The sequence below is a fragment of the Hungatella sp. L36 genome (assembly GCF_014288035.1).
The window spans coordinates 212452-228273 of sequence record NZ_JACOPC010000001.1 but is presented as its reverse complement, the minus strand read 5'-3'; the positions used below and the strand labels follow the sequence as shown (position 1 = coordinate 228273).

Below are 15822 nucleotides of genomic sequence, written 5' to 3'. Positions count from 1 at the left end.
GATACACGATACCAGGGCTGGGGCTAAAGCCCATTGCCGGACAGAGCACCAGCTGCCAATACGCTTACAGAAAGGAAACCTTCTTCCATGAACATAGAAACACTCATAAATGCCGATTTCAGAGGCTGCATCCAGGCAGTCCGACACGGCGAGACGATATTGGAAAAGGCATATGGATTCGCCGACCTGGCCAACCGGGTCCCAAATGAACCGGATACAAAGTTTGCAACCGCTTCGGCCGGAAAGGTGTTTGTGGCGGCGGGAATATTACAGCTGATCGAGCGGGGACGGCTGAATTTCAGCGACTGCATCGGTGATTTGCTCGGCTTTGATTTAAGAGCCATCGACCGGGATATCACCGTGGAGGAGCTGCTGTCCCATACCTCCGGCATACCGGACTACTTCGACGAGAGTATCATGGAGGAGTACGAGGACTTATGGAGAGATTACCCCAATTATAAGATACGCTCCAACAGGGACTTGCTGCCGCTGTTCCTTGATAAACCCATGATGTATCCCCGCGGAAGCCGGTTTCAATACAACAATACCGGTTTTGTCGTGCTGGCCATGATCCTGGAATCCGTGACAGGGGCCGCGTTTGATGAATACTTGAGAGACTGCCTGTTTATCCCCTGCGGCATGACCTCCACGGGATACTATGAGCTGGACCGGCTTCCTGCCAAATGCGCGTCAAACTATATCTATGATGCAGAAACGCAGACGTACCGCACCAACATATTCAGCGTTGACGCAAAAGGCACGGGAGCGGGCGGCGCATTTACGACGGTCGGCGATATCAGACGCTTCTGGGAGCACCTCATGTCCGGCAAAGTGATTTCCCCTGACATGACTGCGGATATGACCGAAAATCACAGCGGCGATGCGCGGTGCTACGGCTACGGGATCTGGCTGCGGGAGCAAAACGGAATTTATTTCCCCTATTTTCAGGGCAGCGACCCCGGAGTCAGTTTTATCTCTTCTTATAAGAAAGAGACAGAGACTGTGGTCACTCTGGTCAGCAATTATGGAGATGATGTCTGGCAGCTTCACAGAAAACTGACAGCGGAATTGTATTAACCACAGACGGGCTTTTTCTTTAAAATTTGAACTCTATTGTTAAAATATGGACTTACGTTTCCATGTTGCAGTCACTATAATGATACTCAGCACAGGAAGTTTCTAAAGAAAGGACTGCAAAACACATGAACGCAAACACAATTACCAATCCAATTCTGAGGGGATTCCATCCCGATCCCTCCATTGTCCGGGTGGGGGATGACTATTATATCGCCACCTCCACCTTCGAATGGTTTCCCGGCGTACAGATCAGCCATTCCAGGGATTTCATTCACTGGGAGTCTCTGGGCGGCACGCTGAATGACCCGGCCATTCTGGATCTGAAAGGGGTCGGACCCTCCCAGGGCGTCTGGGCCCCGTGCCTGACCTGGGATCAGGGGACCTTCTATCTCGTATTCACCATTGTCCGCTCCTTCTACTGCAACATGTACGACACCCACAATTATCTGGTGACCTCCAAACAGGTCATGGGCCCCTGGTCCGCGCCTGTTCCATTAAATGACTTCGGATTCGATCCCTCTCTGTTTCACGACACAGACGGCCGCAAATACATGGTCAGCATGGTAACGGATCATCGAATTCCACAGAAATATGCAGGCAGAATCATTTTGCAGGAGTACTCCCCTTCCGAACAGCGGATGGTCGGACCGGTAAAGGAAATCTATCAGGGAGATAAAATCTTTCTGGAAGGTCCGCACATCTTTAAAAGAAACGGCTGGTATTATCTGTTTTCCGCGGATACCGGCACCGGGGAGCTGCACGGTCAGACCATTCTGCGTTCCCGGAGTGTCTGGGGACCGTATGAAATGTATCAGTCTCCCGTCATGGAGAGAACCGGCGACAACGAGGCATTTTCCATCCTCACCACACGCCATCACGAGGACTATCCCCTTCAAAAAGCAGGCCATGCCGATCTCGTGGAAACGCAGAACGGCGAGTGGTACGCGGTCCATCTCTGCGGCCGTCCCCTCTCCAACCGGAACGAAGCGGACCGCAGGCGCTTTCCCGGCTGCCGCCGCTATCCCCTGGGGCGTGAAACAGCGGTACAGAAGATGCGCTGGACCGTGGATGACTGGCTCGTGCTGGATAACGGGACGACGCTGCCAGATACTAAGGTGCCCGCGCCGGAGCTTCCCCCCTGTCCCTGTCCGGAAATACCGGCGAGGGACGACTTCGATCTCCCCAGCCTCGCTCCTGTATGGCAGTCGCTGAGGGTTCCCATGAATCACACGCACATTTCCCTGACTGCACGCCCGGGATGGCTTCGCATGTATGGAAGGGAGGGACTGGCCTCACGCTTTACGCAGACGCTCATCGCCAGAAGATGGACGGAATTCACCTTTGAGGCATCGGCCCGGATGGAATTTCATCCCGAGGTGTTTAAGCAGATGGCCGGGCTCATCTGTATGTACGATACGGATAATTACTTCTATCTGCATCTGACCTTTGACGAAGATTCAGGAACCTGCCTGACCCTCCTGAGAGCAGAAAACAGAAGCTACTCCTATCCGGCCGGCATTCTGCCCGTTCCCGCCGATGCCCCTCTGCTCTTTAAGGCTGCGGTGGATCATGACACCATCCGTTTCTTCTACAGCCTGTCGGACGAGCAGCATTTCGTCCCCATCGGCGCTCCCATGGACTGCAGCTTTCTCTCCGACGAGGCTTGCGAAGAGGGCTGGTTTACCGGAGCCATGGTCGGAATCTGCTGCCAGGATCTGACTGGGGGCGGAGTCTATGCGGATTTTGACTGGTTTGAGTACAGAACAGATTCATTTCAGTGATAAAAAGAGTCTTGACAAAATAGTCAGTACTGAGTATACTGTAATTACTCAGTACTGACTATTTTGTATAAGAGAGGAGGAACTTCTCATGATCCCGCTTTACATCCTCGGCCTGCTGCTTCGATTTGGTCCGCAGCACGGCTATCAGATTAAGAAACTGTTGGAAGAACAGTTAGAGGACTTCACCCAGATCAAGCTGCCAACCGTCTATTACCATTTAGAGAAGATGGAGGCCGCCGGCCTGATCGAAGCCCACAGGGACCGGCAGGGAGCCAGACCCGAAAAAACCGTATACCGGGTCAGTGACGCGGGAACCGGCCGTTTCAATGAGCTGCTGGCCGAGACACTGAATATGCAGTACCGCCCTACGTTCGACAGCGACGCCGCATTCTATTTTTCCGATCATTTGGACAGCACCACACTTTTAAACAGCCTTTCCAGCCATGCGGCGCACTTAAAAAAAGCGCTGGAAACCATCAGACACCACCGGGAGGAGACCATGGCTGCCATTCCGGAGCAGTTAAGGATACCGGCCGGCATTATATTTGAACACCATATTCTCCATTTCCAGGCGGAGCTTGAGTGGGCAGAACAATCGATCCGTAAGTTTGAGGAGGCAGATCAAGATGAAAATGAGAGTCATTGAAACCAATGTGGGAATTCAGAATGAAGTAACCGTAGAAATGTTTGATTCCTTTGCCCGCACCATGCGTGACCGCGGCTGGAATGGAGTGGACTCCATGATTGCCTCCGGCCTCCGCGGCGGAGACATGCTGGAAATCGGCCCCGGCCCTGGATACGTCGGTCTGGAAATTGCGAAGAAGCTGACTCCCGATTCCCTCACCGGATGTGAGATCAGTCCCGCCATGCTCCAATTCGCCCGCAAAAATGCGAAGAATTACGGGATCGATGCCCGGTATGTCCAGGGCAACTGCATGGAGATGCCATTTGAAGATGAAAGCTTCGACAGCGTCATCTCCAACGGTTCCCTGCACGAATGGGAAACCCCGGTTCGCGTCTTCAACGAAATTTACAGGGTGCTCCGTCCCGGCGGACGGTACTGTATCACCGATCTCAGAAGGAACGTAAATCTGCTGGCCAGATACCTGGGGCTGGCAACCGCAAAACCCCGGGCAATCCGTCCAGGATTTATTTCCTCCTTAAACGCAGCTTATACGGTGGGCGAAATTACAGAGCTTCTGCGCAACTCCGATTTAAAAGGAGCTATGGTAACGACCGATTTCTTTGGACTGTGTATTTCGGGGGAAAAGAAGTAGGCAGATCAAGAAAAAGAGGGTACCGTATTCATTTCTTACGGTGCCCTCCTTCGTTTTATAGAAATTTACTTGTCTTATCTGTCTATTTTTACTGCTGCCAGCTTCTCCGCATACGCCTCCTGAACGGCCTTCTCCGCGGCTTCTCCTCCGGCAGCCTTAAACTCCTCCACATACGTGTCAAAGTAATCGATAGGTTTTTCGCCTGTAATTATGGCAAAGTATGCCTGCTCGGTGAGGGTATCCAGATTTGCTATAACATTGCTGAATTCAGCCACAGCCGGAACATTGAAGCGATAGTATCCGTTTCCGGTCACCTCCTCGGCAAATTTGGTCTGCGCCGGTTTGATGTTCTGCATAAAGGTTACCGTATCACCGAAATCCACCTGATAGATTCCTTCTTTTCTCAGATCCAGATCGCTCATCTCGCCCAGCCGTTTTCTTTCATCACCGTCCTTCGTAAATGTGATCCCCTCAATTCCGTAGCTTACCAGCTCCATATACTCCGGGTCCGAGTAGTACGCATCCAGCATAGCCAGAAATGCATCTACTTTTCTTGGATCGTTGGCCGCGTTGGTCGTCAGGCAAGTCAGGGTTCCCACCTTTCCCCAGCCCTCCGTACCGGATTTTCCATCCGGTCCTGCAGGAGCCGGACCAATTACCACCTCCGCCTCCGGATTCACCGCCAGCAGTTCTTTCAGGCAGGTTCCCCTGTTTCTGACATCGCTCATATCCTGGCTGTGGCCAAAATAATGATACGTCTGAGCGGAGGTCAAGCCAATCTGCCCGTTCATGAAGGAATGGGAAAGAGCCGTGTAACCGCCGTGATTCTCCCCTGTAATAAACTCTTTATCTATAATTCCCTTTGTATACCAGTCATGCAGCACGGTGAGCGCCTCTTTCGCCTCTGGGCGTATGTATGGGAAAAATGGGACATTATCTTCACCCAGCTGCATTTCCTCCACTACAAACCCGGAGGTCGTGCTGAGTCCCGATGTGCACCGAAGCCCAAACGCTCCGAATACGGCATTAAATGACCGCTCCGCCATTCCCGCAGTATCTTTCTTTCCGTTCCCATCCGGATCATTTTCCACAAATGCAGTCAGGACCTTTTCATACTCCTCCAATGTCTCTGGAACTTCCAGATTCAGCTTGTCCAGCCAGTCCTTCCTCCAGAACATCGCCATGGGGACCACCTGCATGGGATTGGATACGCCGTAGTTTTTCCCCTCATAAATCATGGTCCCCCAGAGGGATCCATCATCGTACTGATCGGCAATCTTCGTAAAATTCGGCGCCTTCTCACGAATCACCTCAATCGGCAGTTCCCCGACAATGCCGCCTTCCACATAAGTAGCCAGCATGGCCGGAGTGTCAATCACCATGATGTCAGGCATTTCACCACCTGCAAATTTTACATTCAGATTTTCCTGGAAATTCGTAGCGTCCACATAAAATCCCTTCAGATCGATGTTAAACCGCTCCTCAATCTTCTTAACTACCGGTGAGTCATCATCGACTTCGGCACTGTTGCGCCCCATCAGCCAGGACAACTGCACCGGTTCCTCAATCTGCGGTGTCTGTGATGTCTCTGTGCCGGTCCCGGCTGTCCCCGTTGTCTCTGTGGAAGAGATGCTGCATCCGGATACCAGTGCCGCCGCCATCGTAACCGCCATTGCACCGGCAATCATTCTTTGTACTTTTTTCTTCATACTGCCATTCTCCTTATTTTTAATTTGTGAACCCCTTTGCCTGTTCTGAAAGGAAGCATAGCACACGTATTTTACAGGTACAATCATCAAAAAATTGGGGAATAACACTTTTTTGTACGTGCCTTACCCCCGTATTTATCAGCATTTCTCATCAGCTTTCCCGGAAAATACACGCTCTTTTTTGCTGCTTTCATTCGATTCTGTACCGTCACTCCACAAAAAATTGTCATATCCCTAAAATCTGTCATTGATAAAGGGCGGCGCTTAAATTATTGTGTCCTTAACAGTAACTGCTTCATTTTAGTTAAAAATCAAAAGGAGAGTACACATGCAGCATATTACAGAGGTTTTAAAGGATGGGGTAACCGTAGCGGATGTTCTCGCAAATCTTAAGTTACGGGAAAAAGAGTTTCAGCAGGGAATGACATTCCGGCAGCGGGGAGAGAAAATCCGCCGCCAGTTTCCCGATATTTATGCGGCCCAGGTGGAAAATGCGGAAAACTGTCTGAAAGGAATGACGCTTCTCCCCGGCTGTCCCACACTTCATTTCATCGGTAATCCGGTCAAATGGCACGAGAACCTATTCAATGACGCAGAATATACGTATCAGCTCAACCGCATGGACCACTGGCGCGTGATGCTGGAAGCCTATTCCCTGACCGGGGATAAAAGATTTGCCAACAAAGTTATGGAGGAATTCTATCACTGGATAGAGGATTGTCCCAGACAGCCGCTCTATAATTCCGGCGGGGAGCTGTTAAAAGACAACTTTGGGGGCTGCGGCTGCAATCAGGGCATCTGGCGCTCACTGGAGATTGGAATCCGCATGTACCGTACCTGGCCTCACATCATCCATCATCTGATTGACAGCGATTATATAGACGAGGCGTTTCTGGAAACATACTTGACCAGTGTCTATCAGCATGCACAGGTCCTGTATCTGGTGGCTCCGATCTTCTGGCCTAAGGCTGACCACAACCACTATTTAATGGAAAACAACGGGCTGCTCTACTTATCCTGCATGTTCCCGGAGTTTAAAGACGCCCAGCTCTGGAGATGTCATGCCCTGCATGAAATGGAACGCAGCATCAACGCCCAGGTGACCTCCGGCGGCGGCCAGATCGAAGGCTGTGCTTCTTATCACAATGGCTGTATTTACTGGTTTGTCCTCCCGCTTCTGCTGTCGAAAAAGTATGGGTTTGACATTTCCGACAGCTATAAAGAGCGCCTGAAGCTGATGGCGGAGTATTCCCTGTTCATGACCCGCCCCACCGGCAGCAACTGCCCATGGGGCGACAGCAATACGTATACCGGCACCCTGTCCTGGGGAGCTCTCTGCCACTATATCGCTTTTGACGACACCCGCTATATGCAATACGCCCGCTGCTTTTACAGCTATGAGGATCTGACCCGGGCAGCCTCCAAATACATATGGGAGATTTCCGATCTGGATGATCTGCAGCGGGCCCTGGAAAAGAGCAGAGAGGCCGGGACGCTTCCTTCCATTCCCGTATTTTCCTGGCAAAAGGAGTTAAAACAGGTCTTCCTGCGTACCGACTGGTCGCAGAATGCGCTTTCTCTAATGTTTGCATGCAGAACTCCGATTCAGAATCAGCACGCCCACATGGATCCCGCCGGCTTCGACTTCACCGCCTACGGAAAACCACTGCTGGTTGATCCCGGAATCTACTGCTACAGAGACGATGAGAACCGCAGAAAATTCAAATCCGTGCATTGGCATAACTGTCTGACGCTCAATCATCAGGATCCGTGGAGATATATTTCCTCCTGGTCCTACGGGGAACAGCAGCCGGGAGAAATTCTTCACGCGGAGGAGAATGGCCGTCTCATGTATGCGGTGGCCGAGCACAGGAATTATCAGCCCGCCGTACACAAGCGGGCAGCCGCCCTGGTTGACAAGCACTTTCTGGTCATTCTGGACCTTCTGGAGCAGACAGAGGAGGACTCCAGTGTACAGATCAATTTTCATATTAATTCACCAACAGTGGCTGCCGATTCCGCAAAATCCTGTGTCTGCTCGCTCTCGGCTGATGCCAATATCGGCGTATTTACTGACGATGGCTTAAAACCGGCCCTGGTCCCCGCCAAGTGCTCAAACCGATGCGATGTATGGCACGATACCATAATTGCCCGTTTTGAGTCCGAACATCTCTCCGCGGGCCGCCACGGTTTTGTCTCCATTGCCTGCCCGGCTCCCGCAGGTCAGACAGTTCCCACAGTCTCCGGCATCAAAAAAGAGTTCACAGCAGATGGGCGCTTCCTGGTGTCATTCTCTGTCATGGAGAAAAGATATGAGCTTGCGCTGTCCGGCAAAAGACTGGATCTGTCTGTGAATGATGTAAATGGTTGTTTATAAAGAAAGAACAGAATAGAAGAGAACTGCCTGATCACCCGGTGATGGTGATCAGGCGGCTCTCTCTCTTCCGTTCTTTCTGCGTCTCTCTCTGTACTGGCCTTTCACATTCTCTTTACACCCTCATGCTAAAGCAGTATCACTCTTTTCCCATCATAATCAATCTCACAGCTTCCGCCCTTCTTCAGCCGCCCGAACAGCATCTCATCCACCAGGAGCGGCTTAATCTCCTGACCGATGATCCGCTTAATCTCCCTGGCTCCGTATTCGCGGCTCACGCCTTTCGCCGCCAGGTATTTCCGGCACGCTCTTGACAGGGTCAGCTCCACGTTTTTCTCCGCCGCCTTCCGGGCCAGATTACCGAATTCTTTTCCCACAATCCGGTCCGCCATGGCCGCATCCAGCGGACGGAATATAATGATCCGGTCGAGGCGGTTTCTGAACTCCGGCCGGAACACGCGCTTCACCTCATCGGTGATTCCTTCCTCATTCAACTGCCGTCCCCCGAATCCGATGGAGGCGCGGTCAGCCTTTTCCGCCCCCGCGTTGGAGGTCATGATTAAAATAACGCTGCGAAAATCCGCCTTCCTGCCCTGGTTGTCGGTCAGCGTCGCATAATCCATAATCTGAAGCAGAATGTTATAGATGTCCGAATGCGCTTTCTCGATTTCATCGAGCAGGAGGACACAGTGCGGGTTCTTCCTGATCGCTTCCGTCAGAAGGCCGCCTTCCTCATATCCCACGTAGCCCGCCGGCGAGCCGATCAGCTTTGCCACCGTATGTTTTTCCGCGTACTCGCTCATATCAAACCGCACAAGGCGGATTCCAAGCACCTCAGCCACCGACTTTGCAAGCTCTGTCTTTCCCACTCCGGTCGGTCCGACAAACAAGAGACTCCCCACCGGTTTATTCTCCTCGCTCAGGCCTGCCTTCGACAGCTTGATGGCATTGGTCAGCTGATCCACCGCCGCCTCCTGACCGAAGACTCTGCCCTTCAGCTCCCGCTCCAGGCGTGCCAGCTTCTGCCGTTCCTCCGTCTCCACCGTCTGCTTCGGAATCCTGCAGATCTTCGCCAGCACCTCTTCCACCAGCTTCTTATCCACCACCTGGATCTTTTTGTTTTTGGGATGCAGCTCCAGATAGGCCCCCGCCTCGTCAATTAAGTCAATGGCCTTGTCAGGCAGATACCGCTCATTGATATACTGTTCCGAGAGACTGGCCGCGTGCTCCATGGTCCCCTTCTGGTAGCGGACATGGTGGAATTTTTCATAGTATGGTTTTAGGCCATTTAAAATCTCTACCGTCTCTTCCACCGTCGGTTCCTTGATATCAATATTCTGAAAACGCCTTACCAGGCTCTTATCCTTTGAAAAATACTTCTTATATTCCTCATAAGTTGTAGCCCCGATAAATTTAAGCTTTCCGTCGGTTAAATACGGCTTTAGCAGATTGGAGGCATCCATGGATCCGCCGTTTACTGCGCCGGCCCCTACCAGATTATGAATCTCGTCGATATAGAGGATGGGATTTTCTTCCTCCTTCAGCTCTTCCATCACTGCCTTGAGCCGCTTCTCGAAATCGCCCCGAAACTGGGTGCCCGCCAGCATGGATCCCAAATCAATCCCGTAGATTCTGGCATTTTTCAGCTTCTCCGGTACGCGGCCCTCGTTGATTCTGGCCGCCAGCCCATACGTGATGGCCGTCTTTCCCACACCGGGTTCCCCCACATGGAGCGGATTGTTCTTCTGACGCCGGCACAATACCTGCATGGTGCGTTCCAGCTCCGCCTCCCTTCCTATTAAAGGGCAGCTGTTTTTCACCTCATCATTGATACAGACCGCGTACTGAAGCAGAACGCTCTCCCGCTCCTCTTTTGCATCTTCCTCATTATCCATATCAGAGGTTCCGCCTGTTCCTGCATGACTGTCGGTTCCGCCTGTTCTGCCCGCTCCAGCCCCCATCTTTCTCCCGGAACCATCGGTGCCCAGTTCCACCAGAAGGTCCACGCATTCCACGCCCTGCATCTGAACAAAATACGCGCCGTAGCTCTCCTCCAGCTCCATCATGCTGTACAGCAGATGCGGCAGTTCAATCGTATCGCGGTCCGAGGAAATCGCCTTCCTTGCCGCCTCCTCTATGGTCTGGCTCAAGCCGTAGCTGACCTCGATACCGCCTTCATCCTTCTCCACAGTGTCCATCTGCCCCAGGTAGTCCTCCAGCCGTGACTTTAACTTTTTCACGTCGCCTCCGCAGCTTTTAAACGCAGCCTGGAAGGCTGGCCGGTCTGCAAGCACAAACCACACGTGCTCCGGGGTCACATACTCATTTCCCCGCCTCCCCGCATTTAAAACTGCGTCACTCAGCAGCTCTTCCACTTCTTTTGCTATCTTCAAATTTCTTCATCCTCCAGTCATAATCGGCAGCCTTTATCCGCGTCCTGTCTTCACCGTAATCTGCACAGCGTCGTACTATGACTCCACTTCTACCCGGAATGGATATCCCTGCTCCCGGGCAATCTTCACCGCCCTGGCCGCCTTCGTCTTTGCAATATCGTAGGAATAAACGCCCACCACGGCTTTCTGTCCCTTATGGACCGTCATCATGATGGCTACCGCTTCCTCATAATTTTTGCGGAACACGTCAATGAGAATCTCCACCACCACATCCATGGGCGTAAAATCATCGTTGTACATGACCACTTTATACTGTTTTGGCTGTTTCAGCCTGATTTCTGTTTTTTCTGACAATCCTGTATTTGCCGGCATACTGTATCATTACCTCCTGATCCGGATCATTTAAACTCCATTTTAATCCATCATGCATGGAAATGCAAGCGGTAACGGAAGGCTGAAAATCTCCTGATCAGCTCAGTTTCTGCTGCATTTTATATTTTTTATTTTCTCTCTTGAACCCAAAAAATCTTTGTGGTACGATAACCTCATTCCCATGAACAGTGAGGCTTACCAATGACAAAAGAAACTATACTTCCACTGGCCCGCAAAGCGGCCCACATACTTTTTACCGTATTTCTTATGACGGTTCCATGTATTTCCTATTTTTTATTTGAGTATGTAACCGGCAATCTGGCGACGATCCCTTCCTATATGGCCGCCCTGAACATCGGCTGGATTTATATCCTCTATCTCCTGGTGTTTGCGGCGAGCGGGCGGACCAGAATCGCCATACCCGTCGTGTCCATTCTCCTGTTCATCCTCTCCCTGGCCGAGGCCTTCGTGGTGTCTTTCCGGAGCCGCCCCATCATGTTCTGGGATATTCTGGCCTTTGGAACAGCCATGACGGTTTCCCAGAACTACGTATTTACCATAACGAAGGCCATGAAAGAAGCCGGAGTGATTCTCCTCGTCATCAATATAGCCGCAGCCGCATTTCCAAGACGGATCTCCGGCCGCAAATACAGGCTCGCCTTCGCAGGCACCGCGGCCGGTGTCACCGCCGCCTACGGCGTATGGTTTTTTACATTTCTCATGCCCTCCTGGGGCCTGGGAATCAACATGTGGGAGGTCAACGAGACCTATAAGGAATACGGTTACGTCCTCTCCACGGCGGTCTCCTTCCGCTATGCGGTGAAGCAGAAGCCTGCGGGGTACGGCACATCACAGATAAAACGGATCTATAACGATTACAAGGCGGAAGATGTCCTCCTGGCCTCTGCCGAGGAGGTGGCCCTGGGTGAAGATATCACCACCCCGGTCAATATTATCTGCATCATGAATGAGAGCCTGTCCGACTTACGCACAGGAGGTTCCTTTCAGACGAATCAGGCGTATTTCCCATTCCTGTACAGCCTGAAAGAGAACACGATAAGCGGAAGCCTGTGTGTTCCCGTCTTCGGCTCCATGACGTGCAATTCGGAATTCGAATTTCTGACAGGTGATTCCATCGCCTTCCTGCCTTCCAACTGCAGCGCCTACCAGTTCTACATAAAGCCCGGAACGTACAGCCTTGTCAGCACCTTAAAGGACCAGGGCTACCGGACCGTCGCCATGCATCCTTATCCGGGTGAAAACTGGAACCGCGATACGTGTTACAAGAATATGGGATTCGACGATTTCATTGATGAAACCCGCTATGAGGAACGGGATTTTCTGAGAAATTACGTGAGCGACCAGTCCAATTACGAGAACCTGATCAAACAGGTGGAGAATAAGGAGAATCCTGCCGACCGCCTTTTTCTGTTCAATGTGACCATGCAGAACCACGGCGGCTATGAGGGAATCTACGACAACTTTCCGCAGGAGGTGTGGCTGACCGGCTCCCTAAAGGACAAGTATCCGAAGACCGATCAGTATTTATCACTGATGAAGCGTTCCGATGAGGCCCTGGAATACCTGATCCGATACTTTGAGGCCAGCGACGAGCCCACCATGATCGTGATGTTCGGAGACCATCAGCCCAGCGTGGAGGATGAATTTTTCGATGAGATTGCAGGCATGCCCAGCGCCGACGTTCCCGCCGGAGACCACTTAATGTGGTATGAGACACCATTTCTTATCTGGACAAACTATGAATCCAGATCGGAGCAGAAAGGGAAGATGAGCGCCATCTATCTCGCTTCCGAGCTGCTGGATCAGGCCGGCCTGGATATGACGCCGTACCAGCGTTTTCTGCTTTCCATGGAGGAAACACTGCCCGTCATACATCCGCTTGGCTGCTATGATGCCTCGGGAACCTACTACTCCTGGGAAGAGACTGGTCTCGACAGTTTTCCATACCGGGATACCATAAGGGATTACGAGTATCTCGTTTACAACCACAGCTTCGATCCGAAGAAATATAAGGACATGTATATAGCCGAACCATAAAAAACAGGACACCGTTCACAGATAAAGGAACTTCCATCATTCTTCCGGAAGTTCCTTTATCTGTTTCATCATCTCCTCGGACACCGAATCCAGCAGATAATTTTTATGCTTTTCCCCTGTCTTTCTCTCCTGATACTCCTGATGAACCGTCTCGCTCAAACGGCGGATCTCTTCCTTCAGCTCCCTGGCCGATATCAGCCGGCAGCCCTGGCCGTGTATGATAATCTGTTCCAAATGGTCCGAAGTGGCCACTGTCACATCGTATTTTCTGCCATTTTCGTGAGCGAACTTCTCAATATACTGGTCTGCCGTCTCCGCCTCCTTTGTAAAGACCACCTGGATGTTGTGGTAGTCCAGGCACTCGGTCACATGGCCCTGGACCCGGTAGGCGTCGAACACGGCAATCAGCCGGCATTTCTTCATGCCCTGGTAATTGCAGAGAATATCGAGGAGTTTTCCTCGGGCGCCGTCGATGGTTTGCTCCGCCAGCTCCTTCAGTTCATCCCATGCGAAAATAATGTTATACCCGTCAACCAGAAGATACTCTTCCCTGGGGGCCTCCTTTTTATAGGTCCTCACCGCAGGAGCGCTGTGAGAGTTCTCCCTGTATTTCTCCCTGTTCTTCCACCCGGATTTAACCCCGGAAGAATTACCCCGCCGGTTGGCGTAAAAGGTGCGTTCCAGAATGGCATCCACTTCCTCCGTGCCGATCCATTCCCTGTCACTCTCCGGCTCATCGTTCCGGCCGTTCGGCGCCTGACCTTTTCTGGCGGCAGCACCGGCAAGCCCGGCTATTCCATCCGGCCCCATGTCTTTCTGTGGTTCCAGACAGCTTTCCAGATGCATATACCCCGGGACCTGGTCCCATTCCACTAAGAATCCCGCCCCGTGGGCACAGAATACGGACCCAGCCGGGTTCGCCGTGTCTCCGTCCGCATCATAGCCGATTGCGGCCACCACTTCCTCTGTATTGTGGCACGGCCCGTAGCCGGAAAATGTAAATGACAGCCGTCCCGCGCCGCCCGTATAGGCGGTTACCTCTTTCTGATATCCCCCCATACAGGCCGCTGGGGCGCTTCCGGTGAGAACCGCCCGGTCTCCCTCCATGACAGGAGGCATCACTTTCCCTGCCATGCGTTCCACATCGCTCATCGCCCGTCCCACGTAACGGTCCGGAAGTTCAAGGCGGAAATCGTAAAATGGCTCCAGCAGCATGGATTCCGCCTGCATCAGTCCCTGGCGGACTGCCCGGTAGACAGCCTGGCGGAAATCGCCGCCCTCCGTATGCTTTAAATGGGCACGCCCCGACATCAGCGTGATCTTCATATCCGTGACCGAAGAACCCGTCAGCACCCCCTTGTGCTCCTTCTCCGCCAGATGGGTCAGAACCAGCCGCTGCCAGTTTCTTCCCAGAATATCCTCGCTGCAGGCGGAAGCAAACTGCATACCGCTCCCCGGCTCCCCGGGTTCCAAAAGAAGATGGACCTCCGCGTAATGACGGAGCGGTTCGAAATGCCCCACGCCCTCCACCGTGTTCGTGATTGTCTCCCGGTAGACGATGCTCCGGTCTCCGAATTCCACAGAGAGACCGAAACGTTCCTCAATTACGCTTTTTAAAATCTCCATCTGAATCTCGCCCATAATCTGGACATGGATCTCCTTCTTGCTCTCCTCCCATGTCAGATGCAGCTCCGGATCTTCTTCCTCCAGCTCCCGGAACTTCGGAAGTACGGCCGCCGCATCGACGCCCTCCGGCAGCCCGATCCGGTATGTCATCACCGGCTCTAAGAGCGGCATGGCCGAGGCCGCTTCGATCCCCAGCCCCTGTCCCGGAACCGCTTTAGAGAGTCCCAGCACGGCGCAGACGGTGCCGGCCGATGCCTCCCGCACCGTCTCGAATTTCTCCCCGGAATAGAGGCGTATCTGGTTTACCTTCTCCTCGTCGATAATCTCCCTCGTCGATAAGCTGCCGCCCGTGATCTTCATATGGCTCATACGGTTTCCCTGAGCATCTCTCGATATCTTGAAAATCTTCGCTCCGAATTCCGGCGGATATTCAGGCGTTTCCGTGTACTCCTCAAGCCCCTTCATGAATTCCTCCACGCCCGTAAACTTAAGCGCAGAACCGAAAAAGCATGGAAAAAGGCGCCTGCTTATAATCTGCTCCCGTATTCCGGCCGTCTCCACATGGCCGGTCTCCAGATATTCATCCAGCAACTCCTCACTGGTCATGGCAATCTGCTCGTAAAAATGATCCGTTCCGGCCTCTCCGAAGTCCACAAAGGTTTCCTTTAAGATTTTTCTTAAGTCATCCAGGATAGCCCCTTTTCCCAGCCCCGCCAGGTCCATCTTATTGATAAAGAGAAATGTGGGAACCCGATATCTGGCAAGAAGACGCCACAGCGTCCTCGTATGCTCCTGCACTCCGTCCGTTCCGCTGATCACCAGAATGGCGTAATCCAACACCTGCAGGGTCCGTTCCATCTCCGCCGAAAAATCCACGTGCCCCGGAGTGTCGAGAAGCGTCATCTCCATATCCTTCCACTTCAAAATGGCCTGTTTCGAGAAGATCGTAATCCCCCGCTTCTTCTCCAGCTCATACGTATCGAGAAACGCGTCCCCCCGGTCCACCCGGCCCATTTTCCGGATGCTTCCGCCCATATAGAGCATCGCCTCCGACAATGTCGTCTTTCCCGCGTCTACGTGGGCCAAAATACCGACTGCCAGTTTCTTCATCTTTGTATCGTTCTCCTTCTATGTGCAGCAGAAACTCTCATGGTT

General features: G+C 52.4%; 10 protein-coding genes. 6 read left to right on the top strand and 4 right to left on the bottom strand.

Annotation, left to right across the window (positions count from 1 at the left end; all coding sequences use genetic code 11):
* Positions 1 to 87: 87 nt before the first annotated feature.
* From H8S80_RS00985 to H8S80_RS00970, 4 genes are all read left to right on the top strand, one after another.
* On the top strand, positions 88 to 1077 hold the full coding sequence (locus H8S80_RS00985) for a serine hydrolase domain-containing protein (protein ID WP_117631518.1): 990 nt from the start codon (positions 88 to 90) through the stop codon (positions 1075 to 1077).
* A 125-nt stretch (positions 1078 to 1202) separates the two neighbouring features.
* A complete protein-coding gene (locus H8S80_RS00980) occupies positions 1203 to 2858 on the top strand; it encodes a glycoside hydrolase family 43 protein (protein ID WP_117631516.1) in 1656 nt (551 codons plus the stop codon).
* An 88-nt stretch (positions 2859 to 2946) separates the two neighbouring features.
* On the top strand, positions 2947 to 3504 hold the full coding sequence (locus H8S80_RS00975) for a PadR family transcriptional regulator (protein ID WP_002600761.1): 558 nt from the start codon (positions 2947 to 2949) through the stop codon (positions 3502 to 3504).
* Positions 3485 to 4135 (top strand): class I SAM-dependent methyltransferase, encoded by a 651-nt coding sequence (locus H8S80_RS00970; protein ID WP_117631514.1) that lies wholly within the window; start codon positions 3485 to 3487, stop codon positions 4133 to 4135. Before H8S80_RS00975 ends, H8S80_RS00970 begins: the two co-directional genes overlap by 20 nt.
* A gap of 74 nt (positions 4136 to 4209) precedes the next feature.
* Here H8S80_RS00970 and H8S80_RS00965 read toward each other — a convergent pair whose 3' ends face one another.
* Entirely contained in the window at positions 4210 to 5844 is a 1635-nt protein-coding gene (locus H8S80_RS00965) for an extracellular solute-binding protein (RefSeq protein ID WP_181987923.1), read from the bottom strand.
* Between the two features lie 328 nt (positions 5845 to 6172).
* Between H8S80_RS00965 and H8S80_RS00960 the strand changes: the two genes are divergently transcribed.
* On the top strand, positions 6173 to 8221 hold the full coding sequence (locus H8S80_RS00960) for an alginate lyase family protein (protein WP_117631510.1): 2049 nt from the start codon (positions 6173 to 6175) through the stop codon (positions 8219 to 8221).
* Positions 8222 to 8346: 125 nt separating this feature from the next.
* On the opposite strand, the gene clpA is transcribed toward H8S80_RS00960, so the two are convergent.
* Together clpA and H8S80_RS00950 are read right to left on the bottom strand one after the other, a co-directional pair.
* Positions 8347 to 10611: an ATP-dependent Clp protease ATP-binding subunit ClpA gene (gene clpA, locus H8S80_RS00955; protein ID WP_117631508.1), complete on the bottom strand. Its 2265-nt coding sequence runs from the start codon at positions 10609 to 10611 to the stop codon at positions 8347 to 8349.
* Positions 10612 to 10686: 75 nt separating this feature from the next.
* Positions 10687 to 10983, bottom strand: coding sequence for an ATP-dependent Clp protease adaptor ClpS (locus tag H8S80_RS00950; RefSeq protein ID WP_002600764.1), 297 nt, complete (start codon positions 10981 to 10983; stop codon positions 10687 to 10689).
* Between the two features lie 201 nt (positions 10984 to 11184).
* Here H8S80_RS00950 and H8S80_RS00945 point away from each other — a divergent pair, with 201 nt between their 5' ends.
* Positions 11185 to 13041 carry an LTA synthase family protein gene (locus H8S80_RS00945; RefSeq protein ID WP_118033248.1) on the top strand — a complete coding sequence of 619 codons (1857 nt, stop codon included), beginning with the start codon at positions 11185 to 11187 and terminating at the stop codon, positions 13039 to 13041.
* Positions 13042 to 13077: 36 nt separating this feature from the next.
* Here H8S80_RS00945 and H8S80_RS00940 read toward each other — a convergent pair whose 3' ends face one another.
* The gene (locus tag H8S80_RS00940; RefSeq protein ID WP_117631504.1) at positions 13078 to 15777 is read right to left on the bottom strand and encodes a translation factor GTPase family protein; all 2700 of its coding nucleotides are present in this window, start codon (positions 15775 to 15777) and stop codon (positions 13078 to 13080) included.
* Between the last annotated feature and the right edge of the window lie 45 nt (positions 15778 to 15822).